This window comes from Streptomyces sp. H27-D2, assembly GCF_035828615.1.
Lineage (GTDB): Bacteria > Actinomycetota > Actinomycetes > Streptomycetales > Streptomycetaceae > Streptomyces.
The window spans coordinates 17733-33367 of the sequence record NZ_JAYMZR010000007.1 but is presented as its reverse complement, the minus strand read 5'-3'; the positions used below and the strand labels follow the sequence as shown (position 1 = coordinate 33367).

The following is a 15635-nucleotide window of genomic DNA, read 5'->3' as shown; positions in this document are numbered from 1 at the left end:
TCGCTGCCTAGCCGCTATTCAAAGGTCGCTGGCGGCTGCGGCGGCCTAGAAAACTTCCTCGCAGTCTGATGCGACTGTCTGGGGAAGGCGATAGCCGCGGCTGGTCGCTACCCGGAGCGCGTCACGCAGCGCCCCACTCATGGCCACCGTCAGTAGCCGCAACTCGTTCAGTTCCGCTTCCTTACTGGCTAGCACTTGATCGGCGTGCCCCAGGAGTTCGGCTGCCATACCCAACTGGATGGCTTCGGTGTTGTCGGCCAGGCGGGATAGGTGGCCATTGCTGTCGTCAGTGCTCAAGTAGCAGGGTTTCCCGTCAGGCCCTGTCCAGGGGAGAAGCCTCAGCTCATGTTGGGTCGTCATCCTCCCCGCCTCTTCTCTCCGGTCACGTGGTCGGTGGTGAAGAACGCATCCGCGCGATCGCCGGGGAGCACCAGGAGTGCCGCCTCCACGACGCGGCCCGTGCCGTCAGCCACCACGCGTGTAATCGCGAGCACGGCCAGGGCCGAGCTGATCCGAAGAGCGGCTGCTTCCTCGGGTGTCGGAGGACGGGCGCTGACTCTCTCCCGGATCTCGGCCAGCGGCGGGCGGAGTTCCGCCAACTGCGCCTCAATGGTCTTGCAGCAGGGCGACTTGTCAGGCGGAGCGAGGTCGCGGGGGACATAGATGCGAGACAGGCTGTGTGGCGACTCTCCCTCGTGGCTCAGGCAGAGGAATTCGGTCAGTGGGCTGCTTGCCGGCACCTTCAGTAGGCCGAGGAGTTGGCCGTGCGCCTCAAGGTTGGTCGTGCGGACGCTGACGTGTAGGCTGACTCGTCCGAGGTCTTTGTCTGGAGTGGGTGGCCACCGCCGACGTAAGTGATCCTGCGGCGTGGATAGCGAGCGAAGTTGCCCTTGCCGTGAATCTTCTCGACGAGCCCTTCAGCCTGGAGAACCGAGAGTGCGTTCCGCAGGGTCGCGGTGCTGACCGTGTAGTGGGAGGCGAGCCGCGACTCAGAGGCGAGGCGTTCGCCTGCCTTGATCCGGCCGGTCAAAATCTGGTCCCGAATGTCGTCAGCGATGGCGTGACGGCGAGAAGGCACGGATCCCATCACCACCTCCTCATCACCCGTAGGGCTACGAGCCGAGTTCGGGAGTGCATGGTGAGCAGCTCGCCTGACTCGAAGCGCAGGCGCTTTGCTCCGCCTGGGAGTTGGAAGAGATCGGCCACGCGATACGGGTGACTTCCGATCTGGATGACGTCACCGCGCTGCACGCTAAAAGCGGTGATCTCGACGGGGTTGGCCACCGCGCCACCTGGAGCCCAGCTCTTCACCGCGGCACCTCCATCCGGAGGTCGAGGTCGGCAGCCGTCGCGTGGCAGGCGCAAGTGCAGGCCTCGTAGACCACGGGGATGCCGATCGGTGCCGCAGTCGGGCCGGACTGCGTGCACTCCCAGTGCGTACCGATGAGGCACGAACTCGACCGGTAACGATCGGCGTGTGTGTGCGTGCCGGGAGATTGCTGACGAGGAGGCATCAGACGACCTCCGCCGTCGCGAGCCGTTCGCAGCCGAAGTGATGGTGCGACGCGAACGCCGGCCGGGCGGGCTCCGGGGAGCGGTGGCTCCCCATCGTCGGGAAGCCCCTCTCGTCGGTGCACGAGACGGCGTGGCGGGTTCGGTTGAACACGTTGAATCAGCTCCTATCTCTGACGGCCAGGTCCCCGGACGTCATCCGTCGCGGGAGCCGCTGTGCGTACGGCGGCCCACAAGGTGCGGCCGTTCAAGCTGTTGGCGAGGAGTCCGAATCGGTCGGCCTCCGCTACTGCTTCCAAGACCTCCCGCCATGACTCCGCGGGGAGCGATTCCGGTACCTCCGCTTCGATCGAGGTGAAGTGGGCGTGCTGCTGCATGCGAGGGGCGAGTCCAACGGCGGACAACCGCGCTGCGATGCCTTCTGCACTTGCTTCCGAAGCAGGCACAGACCGGCCTCCGTTGTCGGTTGATCACGTTGGGTGAAGCTAGTTAACTAGATTAGAGCTAGTGGACTAGTTTTTTCTATATGTCTGAGCAGCCGCCGTATCTCCGCCTTGCCGACAAGCTCCGGCGACGTATCGCGGAGCATGAGTGGACGCCTGGAGACCGGCTCCCCTCACGTGCCCAGATCGCCGAAGAGTGCGGCGTCGGCGAGAACGTGGTCCGGCGGGCTCAGGAGCTACTGATCTCCCAAGGAGTGCTGGAAGGCCGCGCCGGGTCCGGGACGTACGTCTCCGCTCCTCGAAGTCGAGTGCGTGTGGTCCGTTCCTCTGCTCGCGAGCAGCCCGGTGGTTCCCCGTTCCGCGCGGACATGAACGCCTTGGGCAAGCAGGGGGATTGGGAGAGCCGGACCGAGGCGAAGGTGCCGGCGCCCGGTGAGATCGCGTCGCGGCTCGGCATCGCTGAGGGGGACCGGTGCGTCCGTACCGTGTACGAGTTCCTCGCCGACGGCAGGCCGGTGCAGCTGTCGACGAGCTGGGAGCCGTACGAGCTCACCGCTGGAACCCTGGTCGTCCTCCCAGAGGGCGGGCCACACGCCGGAGTCGGCGTGGTCAACCGCATGGCCGAAATCGGCATCACGGTCAGCCATGCCGTGGAGCGGCCGGAACCGCGGCTCGCGACTGCCGAGGAGGCATCACTCCTCGGGATCCAGAAGGCCGCCCTTGTCACGCACATCAGGCGGACGTACTACAGCGACCAGGGGCAGCCCGTGGAAACGGCGGACATCGTCCTCCCTGCAGCTCTGTGCGAGATCGTCTACGAGATTCCCATCGGCCGATAGCGCCCCGCCGACAGTCGACGGCTGGGCCGTCTGTGGGCCGTCCGAGGTTGCTCAGCAGTACCCGACAGCGACCAATGACGACCACTCACCGGCTGTCGATCAGCATCCTCACCAGCAAAAACCCAGCTCGCCAAGATCTCTCGCAAGAACCAGGGCAAGAAGAAGTAGGACCCCGCACCGCACGCGCCACACGCACCGAGCGTCACCACACGCAGCACACGCAGCACACGCAGCACACGCAGCACACGTACGACACGCACCGAGCGTCACCGCACGCGGCACACGCGCCTCACGTACGACACGCGCCTCACGCACGAAGGGCCCCGACCGGGATCGCCGGCCGGGGCCCTTCGCATGCACCTTGCACCTTGCACCGCGTTCACCGCGCGAGCGCCATTCACCGCGCGGCGTCACCAAGCGCCGCTCACCGCACGACAACGCGCGGTGGGCCACGCCCGAAATCGGTGATCAGCCGCAGCCGCCGCCGCAACCGCACGGCCCGCCGGACTGACATCCGCAGCCGCACGCCGGGCCGCACCCGCACGCGCCCAGCAGGGGCAGCGCGGGCCGGTCGGTGGACGGCTGATCGCGGGTGGTGGTTGGAATGGGGTGATCCGCCATGAGGTACCTCCTTGGAGGTGGTCGGCTTCCTTACCCACTCATTGCCCACCCCGGGCGGGCGCGTCAACGGCGCGCGGAGGCACGCGGCCCCACGCCGCTCCACCGCGTCACCCTCGCCGCGCCCAACCGTCCCGCACTGCGCCGGCCCTATGACCCCAGCCTCATGGCCGCAGCCTCACGACCTCGCCGGCCCGGCTCAGCCCAGCCCGCCGCTACGCCTCCTCCGCCTTGGCCGCGCCCTCGCCCTTTGCCTGCGCGGACTGCGCAGCCTGCGCTGCCTGCGGACCGCCGGCGACCAACTGGTCCGCGTGCTCGCCGGTGACCAGGTAGACGACGCGCTTGGCGACCGACACCGCGTGGTCCGCGAACCGCTCGTAGTAGCGCCCGAGCAGCGTCACGTCGACGGCCGTCTCGATGCCGTGCTTCCAGCGGTCGTCCATCAGGTGCTGGAAGAGCGTGCGGTGCAGCAGATCCATCTCGTCGTCGTCGTGCTCCAGCTGGAGCGCGAGGTCGACGTCCTTGGTGATGATCACCTCGGCGGACTTGGCCATCAGCCGCTGCGCCAGCTGCCCCATCTCCAGGATGGTGGCGTGCAGGTCGTGCGGCACGGCCTTGGCCGGGAAGCGCAGCCGGGCGAGCTTCGCGACGTGCTGCGCGAGGTCGCCGGAGCGCTCCAGGTCGGCGCTCATCCGCAGTGAGGTGACCACGATCCGCAGATCGGTGGCGACCGGCTGCTGCCGGGCCAGCAGGGCTATGGCTCGTGCCTCCAGGTCGTGCTGCAGGTCGTCGACCTTCTGGTCCGCCGCGATCACGCTTTCGGCCAGCTTGAGGTCGGCGTCGAGCATCGCCGTGGTGGCGCGGCCGATCGCGGAGCCGACGAGCCGGGCCATCTCGACCAGACCTTCGCCGATCGAATCCAGCTCCTCGTGGTACGCGTCCCGCATCACAGACCTTCTCTCGCTTCGACTGGCAGTGCTGTCCGTACGTGTTCCGTGCTGCTTGCTTGTTCGGTGCTGCTTGTGCCGTGCTCAGTACTCGGCTCATGTACATGGCTCATGTACTCGGCTCAGTACTTGTTCCGTACTCAATCCGTGGGTCGTTGCCCCACGCTCCCACGGTGTGTCCGAAACGCGTCCTGCGCCGACCACCCGTATGAACCAGTCCCGACATCACGGTGAACTCTCGGTAACGCACACTCCGGCGGTTGCGCGCTGCCCGGTCCGCGCCCCCGGCGTGCGCCGCTTTACCGGGTGCGCGGGGTGAACCGGTACCGACGTCACAGTGAACTCTCGGCAACGTCTGTTCGAGAGCGCACCCGGACGGCTGTGGATGTGTCCCGTCAGGCGCATAACCTGGGGACATGAACGTGGACGCGGCAATCGCCGCAGTAGCAGCGATAGCCGGTCTCTGCACCGGCGTCATCGCCGTACTCGCGTTCCGCTGGAGCGAGCGCGACCAGGCCAAGCCGACCCGCAGCTCGCTGCACACCGACGCGGTGCTGCCGCCAGGCGTGGACACGGTCCTGTCCGTCCTGCGGTCCTCCGCCGTGGTCCTCGACGAAGCGGACTCGGTGGTCAAGGCCAGCTCGGCGGCGTACGCCCTGGGGCTGGTGCGCGGCGGGAAACTCGCCGTCGAACCGATGCTCCAGCTGGCGCGGGACACCCGGCGGGACGGCGAGATACGGCAGATCGAACTCGACCTCCCACGGCGCGGCACCGGCCGCGGCGAAGCCCTCGCGGTCTCCGCCAGAGTCGCCCCGCTCGGCTCCAGGCTGGTCCTGCTGCTGGTCGAGGACCTCACCGAGGCCCGCCGCATCGAGGCTGTACGCCGCGACTTCGTCGCGAACGTCAGCCATGAGCTCAAGACCCCGGTGGGCGCGCTCTCACTGCTCTCCGAAGCCGTGATGGACGCGTCCGAGGACCCGGAGGCGGTCACCCGCTTCGCGGGCCGGATGCAGATAGAGGCGACCAGGCTGACCAACCTCGTGCAGGAACTCATCGACCTCTCGCGGGTGCAGAACGACGACCCGCTGGAGGACGCCGAACCGGTCAGGGTCGACACCCTGGTCGCCGAGGCCATCGACCGCTGCCGCCAGCAGGCCGGCACCAAACAGATCACCATGGCCGTCGGCGGCGCCTCCGACCTGCGGATCTGGGGCAACCGCGGCCAGCTCGCCGCCGCCCTCGGCAACCTCGTCGAGAACGCGGTCAACTACAGCCCGGCCCGCACCCGGGTCGGCATAGCCGGCCGGCGCATCCCAGCCTCCGGCGGCGATCTGATCGAGATCGCTGTCACCGACCAGGGCCTGGGCATCTCCGAGAAGGACCGCGAGCGCATCTTCGAGCGCTTCTACCGGGTGGACCCGGCGCGCTCCCGCGCCACCGGCGGCACCGGCCTGGGGCTCGCCATCGTCAAGCACGTGGCGGCCTCGCACGGCGGGGAAGTCACCGTCTGGAGCTCCGAAGGCCAAGGCTCCACCTTCACCCTCCGGCTCCCGGAAGCCGCCCGCGGCCGGGAACGGGACCGCGGCGGCGCACTGATCGCACCCTCCGAACGATCAACCGGAGGCCTCGACGACGAGGACCTCCCGTACGACACCCTCACCAACGCACCACTTCCAGCCCCGGAGGTCCTTCCGTGACCCGAGTGCTCGTCGTCGAGGACGAGGAATCGTTCAGCGACGCGTTGTCGTACATGCTCCGCAAGGAGGGCTTTGAGGTCGCCATCGCGGCGACGGGGCCCGACGGGCTGGACGAGTTCGACCGCAATGGCGCCGATCTGGTGCTGCTCGACCTCATGCTGCCGGGCCTGCCCGGCACCGAGGTCTGCCGGCAGCTGCGGCTCAAATCCAATGTCCCGGTGATCATGGTGACCGCCAAGGACAGTGAGATCGACAAGGTCGTCGGCCTGGAGATAGGAGCCGACGACTATGTGACCAAGCCCTTCTCGTCCCGCGAGCTGGTGGCCCGCATCCGGGCCGTGCTGCGCCGCCGCGGCGGCGAGCCCGAGGAGGCCACCCTGGCGGCCCTGGAGGCCGGGCCGGTACGGATGGACGTCGACCGCCATGTGGTCACGGTCTCCGGCGGCAAGGTGGACCTCCCGCTCAAGGAGTTCGACCTGCTGGAGATGCTGCTGCGGAACGCCGGCCGGGTGCTGACCCGGATGCAGCTCATCGACCGGGTCTGGGGCGCCGACTACGTGGGCGACACCAAGACGCTGGACGTCCACGTCAAGCGGCTGCGCGCCAAGATCGAGCCCGACCCGGGAGCCCCGCGCTACCTGGTCACGGTCCGCGGGCTGGGCTACAAGTTCGAGCCGTAAACCGCTGCTGCGCAAGAACCGCCGCGTTGAGAGAACCGCTGCGTGAAAGCGCGACAGCCGAACGCCCGCCGCCTCCCTCATCAGGGGGGCGGCGGGCGTTCGGCTGTGTACTCGGCTACTGGCCGCCCGGCTGCCGGCGCCGCGCTCGCCACGGCTCCGGGAAGCCGCCTCAGCGCGCGCTGGACGTCCCGCCGGCCGTGCCGGGCCCCCGCCGGGGCTCCCGGACTACGGGGAGCTGGTGGCACCCGCCTCGGCGCCGTTGACGGCATCGGCGTTGGCGTTGTCAGCGGTTGTGCCATCGGCTCCGGCCGCATTGGCGTCCGTGCTCGCCGAGCCGGTCGGCGTACCCGAGCCGGACGGCGTCGCGGAGCCCGAGGGGGTCGCGGTCCGCGACGGCTGCGGCACCTTGCTCGGCCCGTACTTCTCGAAGTAGCTCGTCGCGGGGACCACGAAGGCCCGCATCTTGACCCGGCCCGTGCTGCTGAAGTCGAAGACGATCGGCTGCGCGTTGCCGTCCTTGGCGGACAGCTTGCCGTCGGCCAGCAGCGCGCTCGCGTTGTTCTTGCCGCCGATCAGCACCGAACCGCCGGCCGGGACGACGATCGGTCCCTTGCCCTTCGCGGAGGTGAGCTTGACCCGCGAGCGGGCGCCCTCCACCTCGATGGCGTCGAGCGTCTGCGCCTTGGCGCCGTTGTTGAAGACGGTCCCCGTGACCACGGCGGGGCCGGTCTCGCCGTCGGGCTCAGTGATCACCGTGGCGTTCTGGATCTTGATGTCGCCGACGGTGGCCTCGGCGTTGTCCGGCTTGACCTGCAGCGTCTGGGCGTCGTTCCCGGCCGCGCACGCGGAGAGAGAAGCGATCGAAAGCGCGAGGACGGTGGCGGCGAGGGCACCGCGTCGAAGGCTGCTGCTCACGGCTGCGGTATCTCCTAGGACGAGCTACGGCGGCCGAACTGTGCGCCCGGTCGCGGGTGGATGTGCGGCGACGGCTGGTGTTGAAGCCGCACCAGCCGCACCAAGGGTGTGTCAGCGGGCCTTAGGTTACCGAGCCGTTGTACGGCTGCCGCACCCGACCCGCCCCCCCGGGCCGCCGAGCGACTTCCGGCGGCCGGCGACGCGGCCGGCGCGCGGCTGCCGCACGGCCGTCCGCACCGGTGCGAGCGGAGTGCGGCTGACCGAGTACGGCTGAATATCGAGGGTGCGTCCGTCCGGGGGATTATCCGTAAGGAATGCATGACGATCACAGAATTGATCGCGCTGGTGATCCGGGCCACGGTGATCAATTCAAGAATCGGGCCGACATCACGCGGACACGCACCCGGACAACACCCGAAGGACACCGAACGGAGTACGGGAAGTCCGCCATGCGGATCCCGGCAAACCGGGACTTAGGGCCTGTCGCAGGGTCTCGGAAGCACGTGTACCGTACGCGTTTCGCCTCGCCTCCACAGCACCTCCGACCTGCGAATACCCGCTTCCGGAGAGCCCGCGCAGCACGTTCCGGCCGCTGTTGTCAAGCCCCGAGATGCGCCCTGACCTGCGAAAACGCCATTCAGAAGAACCCGTTCCCGTGTTACTCTGGATAGCCACGGAAGGGGTACCTGTCACATGACGTTCAAGGTTGGCGACACCGTGGTCTATCCCCATCACGGGGCCGCGCTGATCGAGGCTATCGAAACTCGCCAGATCAAAGGCGTGGACAAGACCTACTTGGTGCTCAAAGTCGCCCAGGGCGACTTGACGGTGCGTGTACCGGCGGACAATGCGGAGTTCGTCGGCGTACGCGATGTGGTCGGCCAGGAGGGGCTGGAGCGGGTCTTCGAGGTGCTGCGCGCGCCGTACGCGGAAGAGCCGACCAACTGGTCCCGCCGCTACAAGGCAAATCTCGAAAAGCTCGCCTCCGGTGACGTGATCAAGGTCGCTGAGGTCGTTCGCGACCTGTGGCGTCGTGAGCGCGAGCGGGGTCTCTCCGCAGGCGAGAAGCGCATGCTCGCCAAGGCACGACAGATTCTGGTGAGCGAGCTTGCTCTCGCGGAGAACACCAACGAGGACAAGGCCGAGGCTCTGCTCGACGAGGTTCTCGCGTCCTGACGCACGACCTGTACGGCACGCGTGACACGTACAGCCCGTACGACTGAAACGCATGACCGAAAGCTTGGCGCATTGGCTGAAGGCTTGGCCGAAAAGCCAAGAGCCGAAAAGTACAAGACACGCACGAACGCCGCAGCGCCCGAGTGACGCAGCTGGGAATTCGGGGACTCGCCCCCGATGAGCACAGCGACCTCGCCGGGCGCTGCGGCATTCGTACGTCTGCCTCCGTACGCTGTATACCCGTATCCCCACACCGCGATCGGTGTGGATCGATCGGTGTGGATCGGTGTGCCGGACCCGGAACTCGACCAGTCGTCACGGAAGGGGCCGGTCGGGGCGGTCGTGCCCGGCACGCTGAGGCCATACCCATGTCGGCCGAGGAAGCAAACCTGAACGCCAACGCAATGTCCCCAGACGTATCCGACTCCGCCACCGGGCCCGCCGCGCGCCCCGCGCGGACCGCCGCCGTCATCCCCGCGGCCGGCCGCGGGCTGCGGCTCGGCCCCGGCGCCCCCAAGGCGCTGCGCGCGCTGAACGGCACCCCGATGCTGGTGCACGCGGTCCGCGCGATGGCCCGCGCCCGCGCCGTGTCCCTGGTCGTCGTGGTCGCCCCGCCCGACGGCGCCGCCGAGGTCCGCACGCTCCTCGACGACTACCCGCTGCCCATGGCCGAGGCCGCCGACGTGCTCGTGGTGCCGGGCGGCGAGACCCGTCAGGAGTCCGTACGGCTGGGTCTGGCGGCGCTGCCCGCGGACGTCACCACTGTGCTCGTCCACGACGCGGCCCGCCCGCTGGTCCCGGTGGACACCGTGGACTCCGTCATCGCGGCCGTACGCGGCGGCGCACCCGCCGTCGTACCGGCGCTGCCGCTCGCGGACACCGTCAAGCAGGTCGAGCCGCGCACCGACGGCGAGCCCGAGCCGGTCGTGGGCACCCCCGAGCGCGCGGTGCTGCGCGCCGTACAGACCCCGCAGGGCTTCGACCGGGCCACGCTCGACCGGGCGCACCACGCGGTCGCCCTGGAGGGCCAGGGCGCGACGGACGACGCCGGCATGGTCGAGCGGCTCGGCGTCCAGGTCGTGGTCGTGCCGGGCCACGAGGAAGCGTTCAAGGTGACCAGGCCGCTGGACATGGTCCTCGCCGAGGCGGTACTCGCCCGCAGGAGGGCCAACGATGGGTTCTGACGAGAACGAGCCGGTCATGATGCCGCTGGTCGGCATCGGCACCGATGTGCACGCCTTCGAGCAGGGCCGCGAACTGTGGTGCGCGGGCCTGCGCTGGGAGGCCGCCGACGGCGTCGAGTACGGCCTCGCCGGCCACTCGGACGGGGACGTCGCCGCGCACGCCGCGTGTGACGCGCTGTTCTCCGCCGCGGGCGTCGGCGACCTCGGCGCCCACTTCGGCACCGACCGGCCCGAGTGGGCCGGCGCGTCCGGGGTCGCGCTGCTGACCGAGGCGGCACGCATCGTGCGGGCCGCGGGCTTCGAGATCGGCAATGTCGCGATCCAGGTCATCGGCGTACGGCCGAAGATCGGCAAGCGGCGGGAAGAGGCGCAGAAGACACTGTCCGAGGCGATCGGCGCGCGCGTCTCGGTCTCCGGCACCACGACGGACGGCCTCGGGCTGACCGGCCGCGGCGAGGGCCTGGCCGCGCTGGCCACGGCGCTGGTGCTGCGGCGGGCGCTGCGCTGAGGCTGGACTTGAGGTTGCCGGACGTCGCGCCGCGTGGCGCACCTGACAGCACACTCCAGTGTCCCGTGACCGAAAGGGTCGCGGGGCACTGCTGTCGGCCGACTACCCTTGTCGGGTGACCATTCGCCTGTACGACACCGGTACCCGGCAGACCCGTGACTTCGCCCCCCTCGTCCCGGGCTGTGTCTCGATCTACCTGTGTGGCGCGACCGTGCAGGCCGCACCGCATATCGGCCACATCCGCTCCGGCCTGAACTTCGACATCATGCGCCGCTGGTTCGAGTACCGCGGCTATGGCGTGACCTTCATCCGCAATGTCACGGACATCGACGACAAGATCATCGCGAAGGCCGCCGAGAGCGGCGAGCCGTGGTGGTCGATCGGTTACCGCAACGAGCGCGCCTTCAACACCGCGTACGACCTCCTCGGCTGCCTCCCGGCGACGTACGAGCCGCGTGCGACCGGTCACATTCCCGAGATGATCGAGATGATGCGCGGGCTCATCGAGCGGGGCCACGCGTACGCCGCCGACGGCAACGTCTACTTCGACGTGCGTTCGTACCCGGACTACCTCGCGCTCAGCAACCAGGAGCTGGACAATCTCCGCCAGCCCGCCGGCGAGGGCGAGACCGGCAAGCGCGACCAGCGCGACTTCGCGATGTGGAAGGCCGTCAAGGCCGGCGAGCCCAGCTGGGAGACCCCGTGGGGCCGCGGCAGGCCCGGCTGGCACCTGGAGTGCTCGGCGATGGCCCACAAGTACCTGGGCGCGGCGTTCGACATCCACGGCGGCGGCGTCGACCTCGTCTTCCCGCACCACGAGAACGAGATCGCGCAGGCCAAGGGCTACGGCGACGACTTCGCCGCGTACTGGACGCACAACGCCTGGGTGACGCTGAGCGGCGAGAAGATGAGCAAGTCGCTCGGCAACTCGGTGCTGGTCTCCGAGATGGTCAAGCGCTGGCGCCCCATCGTGCTGCGCTACTACCTGGGCACCCCGCACTACCGCTCCATGATCGAGTACAGCGAGGAAGCACTGCGCGAGGCGGAGTCCGCCTTCGCCCGCATCGAGGGCTTCGTCCAGCGCGTCGTCGAGAAGGCCGGCAAGACGGTCGATCCGGCCGCCGAGGTGCCGCCCGCCTTCGCCGAGGTGATGGACGACGACCTGGGCGTTCCGCAGGCGCTGGCGATCGTGCACGCCGCGGTCCGGCAGGGAAATTCCGCCCTCGCGGCCGACGACAAGGAAGCCGCGGTTGCCCGGCTGGCCGAGGTCCGTGCGATGCTCGGAGTACTGGGCCTCGATCCGCTCGACGAACACTGGGCGGGTACGGAACGCGGCGGCGACCTCCACGGAGTGGTGGATTCGCTCGTCCGGCTCGTACTGGAGCAGCGCCAGGCGGCCCGTGGACGCAAGGATTACGCGACCGCGGACGCCATCCGGGACCAATTGCAGCAGTCGGGCCTCGAAATCGAGGACACCCCGGCGGGACCGCGTTGGTCACTGGGCTGAGGGCTCGCTCGACGGCCCGGCCGATCGCTCGTCCGGGAACCCGGCCGGCGCTCCGGCCGGGCGCCCGCGCCCGTGGCGCGGCAGACTTTCTCATACGTACGTGTTTGTTGAGCAGTAAGAAATAGGTGACGGACCCATGGCCGGGAACAGCCAGCGCAGAAACCGCCGCACGTCCAACAAGAAGGGCATGCAGGTCGGCAGCGGCGGCAACCGGCGCCGCTCCCTCGAAGGCAAGGGGCCGACGCCGCACGCCTCCGAACGCAAGGGCCACTCCAAGGCGCGCATCGCGAACGCCAAGGCCAGGGCGCAGCAGGACACCGTCCGCCGTCCGGCCCCGCGCCGCGGCGGCCCCAAGGGCACCAACGAGCTCGTCGTGGGACGTAACTCGGTCTTCGAGGCGCTGCGCGAGGGCGTTCCGGCGAACACCCTGTACGTCCAGCAGTACATCGACAACGACGAGCGGGTGCGCGAGGCGATCCAGCTCGCCACCGAGCGCGGCCTGAACCTCATGGAGGCGCCGCGGCCCGAGCTGGACCGGATGACGAACGGCCTCCACCACCAGGGCCTCGTGCTCCAGGTGCCGCCGTACGACTACGCCCACCCGGACGACCTCGTCACCTCCGCCTACGACAAGGGCGAGGTCCCGCTCATCGTCGTGCTGGACGGCATCACCGACCCGCGCAACCTGGGCGCGATCGTCCGCTCCGTCGCCGCCTTCGGCGGTCACGGCGTCGTGGTGCCCGAGCGGCGCGCCGCCGGCATGACGGCCAGCGCCTGGAAGACCTCGGCCGGAGCGGCGGCCCGCGTGCCGGTCGCCCGCGCCGCCAACATGACGCGCGTGATCGAGGCCTACCAGAAGGCCGGTATGACGGTCGTCGGCCTGGCCGCCGACGGCGAGACGGAGATCGGCGAGGTCGCCGCGTTCGACGGCCCGGTCGTGATCGTGATCGGCAGCGAGGGCAAGGGCCTCTCCCGCCTGGTCGGCGAGACCTGCGACGTACGCGTCCGCATCCCGATGCCGGGCGGCTCCGAGTCGCTCAACGCGGGTGTCGCGGCGGGCGTCGTGCTGTACGAGGCGGCTCGCCGCCGGGTCTAGGCCGCCGCTGTGACCCGCGCTGTCTGTCCGCGAGCTGTTCGAGCTGGTCAAGCTGTCCGGGCTGTCCTCAAGCGCCGGCCGGGCTGAATCTCAGCCCGGCCGGCGCTGTGCGCACCGGGGCTCGGGTGGCCTCCGGGGCCGGCGTCGCACCCGTCCGCGACGCGCCCCGATGATCTTGACGGGTCTCGGACAGATCGTCTCGGTCAAGGCAGTGTCTTAATCGAGAGTCACTCGGTTAGATGAGCGTGGACACCAGAACACCCCGCACGCCTTCGGGGGGAAGCTCGCCCGGCTTCGACGACGAACCGGTCCTGAGCTCGGTCAAGGTGCCGTGCGATCCCGCGCAAGTCATTGTCAATCACGCGAGTTTCCGCGTGCAGCTGGCCCGGAGCCCCCGCGTGGCGCGGAAGTTCGCCGGGCCCGCTGTCGCCCGCTCGCTGGTGGACACCGCGCAGATCGCGGCGATCCCAGGTGCCATCGGCCTCCGGCGGGGGGCGTCCCAGCGGCGCCGTGCTCCCGTCGTGTGGAGCGGCCGGACCGAGCCCGGGGACCCGGCGGCGACCGAACTCCTGCAGGCGGTAAGGAAATCCAGCGCGAACACAGCGGCCGTCGCCCTCGCGGGCAACGGCGGGCACGGGAGTTCGGGCGGTGACGGGGGTTCCACTCAGGTGATTCCCCGGATCGCCGCCGGCGAACTGCCTCCGACCGTCATCGGCCAACGCAGAGCCGGCACCGGCGGGCCTCCCGACGGCGAACTCCTGCGCGGCGTCCGGCCCGCGGTCGGCGCCTACGACGGCGACCGGTACGACGGCGACCGGTACGACGGCGACCGGTACGACGGCGACCGGTACGGCGACGACCGGTACGGCGACGACCGGTACGGCGACGACCGCTACGACGACGAATCCGACGCGTCCGAGGAGGCCGCGCCGCGCCGCCGGCGCAACAGCGACTCGGTCCGGCACGCCTACTACCCGGGCCGCCGGATGAACCTCGGGGTCGTGCTGCTCCCGCTGCGCGTCTTCCTCGGCTTCATCTCGATCTACGCCGGCATGGGCAAGCTGTGCGACCCCGTCTACTTCGACGGCGGCGAGCGCGGCTCGATGGTCAAGTGGCTGGTCTCGCTGGAGCCCTGGGCCGCCGCCGCCCCGCTGCGCGACTTCGCGCTGGGGCACCCGGTCGGCGCCGGGCTCACCGTGGCCTTCCTCCAGGTCGTGGTCGGCGTGCTGACGGTCTTCGGACTGTGGCAGCGGCTCGCGGCCTCCTTCGGGGCGCTGCTCTCCGCCGCGCTGATCATGACGGTGAGCTGGCGGACCGTACCGGCCTACGACGCGCCTGACATCATCTACCTCGCAGCCTGGAGCCCGCTCGTCATCGCGGGTGCGCCGGTCTACTCGCTGGACGCCCGGCTCGCGGGCGAGGCCTGGCGGCGGCTCGGCCCGCGCTCCGAACTGCGGGAGCTGCGCCGCCGGGTGCTGCGGCGCGGCATGGTCATGGCGGCTGTCGTGGTCGGTCTGACGCTGCTGCTCGGCTCGATGCTGGGCGGCGCGGTGCGGTCCTCGCGGACCGTGCAGGTACCGGGACGCGGCGAGGCGCCGACGAACAATCTGCCGGGCTCCCCGATGCCGCAGCGTTCGGGCTCGGAACGCTCCTCGCAGGGCCCCACCGCCGGGCGGCCGGGCTCCCCGGCCGCCCGGCGCTCCGCCAAGCCCTCCGCCTCGACCCCCGCCGCGCCGGGAACGGCACGGGAGACGGGCCGCGTCGGCGGCGACCAGCAGCAGCCGAGCCAGTCCCAGCAGACCCAGGGCCAGACCCAGGGCCAGACCCAGGGCCAGGACCAGGGCCAGACGACACAGGCCCCGCAGCAGTCCGTCCCGCAACAACAGGCCCCGGTCCGCCCGGCGGCCCCGCCCCCCACCAGCAGCGGAGGTGGCGGCACGGCCGGCGGCGGCTCCACCGGCGGCGGCAGCACGGGCGGCGGCAACGGCGAGGGCTCCAGCAGCCGCGGTGCGTTGGGCGGGCTGCTGGGCTGACGGGGCGCCGGCCGCTGGGCTGCGGGGTTGCCGGGGTTGCCGGGCTGCCGGGCCGACAAGTGGCCCGGCGGCCGGGGGCCTTGGCAGTCAGGGGCCGTGGCAGCCGGCCGGGATCTGCCTCATACGCAAGACGTACGTACGCGAAGCCGCCCCACGGTCAAGTGCCGTGGGGCGGCTTCGCGTTCGGGTACGCGTGCGAGGTTGAAATCAGCTTTCCCCCAGCTTTCCCCCAGCCTTCGGCCGGGAGGTGCCCCCAGGCGATTGGGACACCCTGGTCGTGCCGAGTGGCGCACGCCGGCGCCGGGGCCCAACTACCGCCGGGGACAGGCTCGGCGAGGGCCTGGGCGGCGCTCAGAGCGCCGCACGCGGGCCCGCGCGCTCATCCCCGCGCCCACGGCCGGGTAAGTAACAGCCCTGGGTGCCTCGAAGGGGCCCGTAACGCCACGCAGAAGCCACGAAGAGGCATCGGAAGGTCGCCAC

14 protein-coding genes and 1 pseudogene are annotated in these 15635 nt (G+C 70.0%); 9 read left to right on the top strand and 6 right to left on the bottom strand.

All coding sequences use genetic code 11. The features are described 5' to 3' along the window. Window positions 1–45 precede the first annotated feature (45 nt). The 4 genes and pseudogenes from QMK28_RS04720 to QMK28_RS04705 form a co-directional block, all read right to left on the bottom strand. Window positions 46–360, bottom strand: coding sequence for a hypothetical protein (locus tag QMK28_RS04720; RefSeq protein WP_326435695.1), 315 nt, complete (start codon window positions 358–360; stop codon window positions 46–48). Beyond that, window positions 357–1087 (bottom strand): annotated as a pseudogene (locus tag QMK28_RS04715) (GntR family transcriptional regulator). The gene QMK28_RS04720 and the pseudogene QMK28_RS04715 overlap by 4 nt, the downstream one beginning before the upstream one ends. A 426-nt stretch (window positions 1088–1513) precedes the next feature. Continuing rightward, a complete protein-coding gene (locus tag QMK28_RS04710; RefSeq protein ID WP_326435694.1) occupies window positions 1514–1666 on the bottom strand; it encodes a hypothetical protein in 153 nt (50 codons plus the stop codon). A gap of 13 nt (window positions 1667–1679) precedes the next feature. Continuing rightward, complete coding sequence (locus QMK28_RS04705) at window positions 1680–1958, bottom strand: hypothetical protein (RefSeq protein WP_326435693.1); 279 nt, start codon at window positions 1956–1958, stop codon at window positions 1680–1682. An 80-nt stretch (window positions 1959–2038) separates the two neighbouring features. Here QMK28_RS04705 and QMK28_RS04700 point away from each other — a divergent pair, with 80 nt between their 5' ends. Further along, window positions 2039–2794 (top strand): GntR family transcriptional regulator, encoded by a 756-nt coding sequence (locus QMK28_RS04700; RefSeq protein ID WP_326435692.1) that lies wholly within the window; start codon window positions 2039–2041, stop codon window positions 2792–2794. Window positions 2795–3627: 833 nt separating this feature from the next. Here QMK28_RS04700 and phoU read toward each other — a convergent pair. Further along, window positions 3628–4359, bottom strand: a complete 732-nt coding sequence (gene phoU / locus QMK28_RS04695) for a phosphate signaling complex protein PhoU (RefSeq protein ID WP_326435691.1) — start codon at window positions 4357–4359, stop codon at window positions 3628–3630. 416 nt (window positions 4360–4775) lie between these two features. On the opposite strand from phoU, the gene QMK28_RS04690 reads away from it, so the two are divergent. Continuing rightward, entirely contained in the window at window positions 4776–6056 is a 1281-nt protein-coding gene (locus QMK28_RS04690; protein ID WP_326435690.1) for a sensor histidine kinase, read from the top strand. Beyond that, complete coding sequence (locus QMK28_RS04685; protein ID WP_326435689.1) at window positions 6053–6736, top strand: response regulator transcription factor; 684 nt, start codon at window positions 6053–6055, stop codon at window positions 6734–6736. Before QMK28_RS04690 ends, QMK28_RS04685 begins: the two co-directional genes overlap by 4 nt. Window positions 6737–6961: 225 nt before the next feature. On the opposite strand, the gene QMK28_RS04680 is transcribed toward QMK28_RS04685, so the two are convergent. After that, complete coding sequence (locus tag QMK28_RS04680; protein WP_326435688.1) at window positions 6962–7651, bottom strand: DUF461 domain-containing protein; 690 nt, start codon at window positions 7649–7651, stop codon at window positions 6962–6964. Window positions 7652–8344: 693 nt separating this feature from the next. On the opposite strand from QMK28_RS04680, the gene QMK28_RS04675 reads away from it, so the two are divergent. The 6 genes from QMK28_RS04675 (at window position 8345) to QMK28_RS04650 (ending at window position 15155) form a co-directional block, all read left to right on the top strand. Continuing rightward, complete coding sequence (locus tag QMK28_RS04675) at window positions 8345–8827, top strand: CarD family transcriptional regulator (RefSeq protein WP_326435687.1); 483 nt, start codon at window positions 8345–8347, stop codon at window positions 8825–8827. A gap of 404 nt (window positions 8828–9231) precedes the next feature. Continuing rightward, window positions 9232–10011, top strand: coding sequence for a 2-C-methyl-D-erythritol 4-phosphate cytidylyltransferase (gene ispD, locus QMK28_RS04670; RefSeq protein ID WP_326435686.1), 780 nt, complete (start codon window positions 9232–9234; stop codon window positions 10009–10011). After that, window positions 10001–10519 carry a 2-C-methyl-D-erythritol 2,4-cyclodiphosphate synthase gene (gene ispF / locus QMK28_RS04665; RefSeq protein WP_326435685.1) on the top strand — a complete coding sequence of 173 codons (519 nt, stop codon included), beginning with the start codon at window positions 10001–10003 and terminating at the stop codon, window positions 10517–10519. The genes ispD and ispF overlap by 11 nt, the downstream gene beginning before the upstream one ends. Window positions 10520–10634: 115 nt before the next feature. After that, entirely contained in the window at window positions 10635–12026 is a 1392-nt protein-coding gene (gene cysS / locus QMK28_RS04660; protein ID WP_326435684.1) for a cysteine--tRNA ligase, read from the top strand. A gap of 136 nt (window positions 12027–12162) precedes the next feature. After that, window positions 12163–13122 (top strand): 23S rRNA (guanosine(2251)-2'-O)-methyltransferase RlmB, encoded by a 960-nt coding sequence (gene rlmB, locus QMK28_RS04655; protein ID WP_326435683.1) that lies wholly within the window; start codon window positions 12163–12165, stop codon window positions 13120–13122. 239 nt (window positions 13123–13361) lie between these two features. Next, on the top strand, window positions 13362–15155 hold the full coding sequence (locus tag QMK28_RS04650; RefSeq protein ID WP_326435682.1) for a DoxX family protein: 1794 nt from the start codon (window positions 13362–13364) through the stop codon (window positions 15153–15155). Window positions 15156–15635 lie beyond the last annotated feature (480 nt).

Coding starts and splice junctions, on each gene's coding strand:
- QMK28_RS04720 (WP_326435695.1), bottom strand. CDS start 360: ATGACGACCCAACATGAGCTGAGGCTTCTCCCCTGGACAGGGCCTGAC.
- QMK28_RS04700 (WP_326435692.1), top strand. CDS start 2,039: ATGTCTGAGCAGCCGCCGTATCTCCGCCTTGCCGACAAGCTCCGGCGA.
- phoU (WP_326435691.1), bottom strand. CDS start 4,359: ATGCGGGACGCGTACCACGAGGAGCTGGATTCGATCGGCGAAGGTCTG.
- QMK28_RS04690 (WP_326435690.1), top strand. CDS start 4,776: ATGAACGTGGACGCGGCAATCGCCGCAGTAGCAGCGATAGCCGGTCTC.
- QMK28_RS04675 (WP_326435687.1), top strand. CDS start 8,345: ATGACGTTCAAGGTTGGCGACACCGTGGTCTATCCCCATCACGGGGCC.
- ispD (WP_326435686.1), top strand. CDS start 9,232: ATGTCCCCAGACGTATCCGACTCCGCCACCGGGCCCGCCGCGCGCCCC.
- ispF (WP_326435685.1), top strand. CDS start 10,001: ATGGGTTCTGACGAGAACGAGCCGGTCATGATGCCGCTGGTCGGCATC.
- rlmB (WP_326435683.1), top strand. CDS start 12,163: ATGGCCGGGAACAGCCAGCGCAGAAACCGCCGCACGTCCAACAAGAAG.
- QMK28_RS04650 (WP_326435682.1), top strand. CDS start 13,362: ATGAGCGTGGACACCAGAACACCCCGCACGCCTTCGGGGGGAAGCTCG.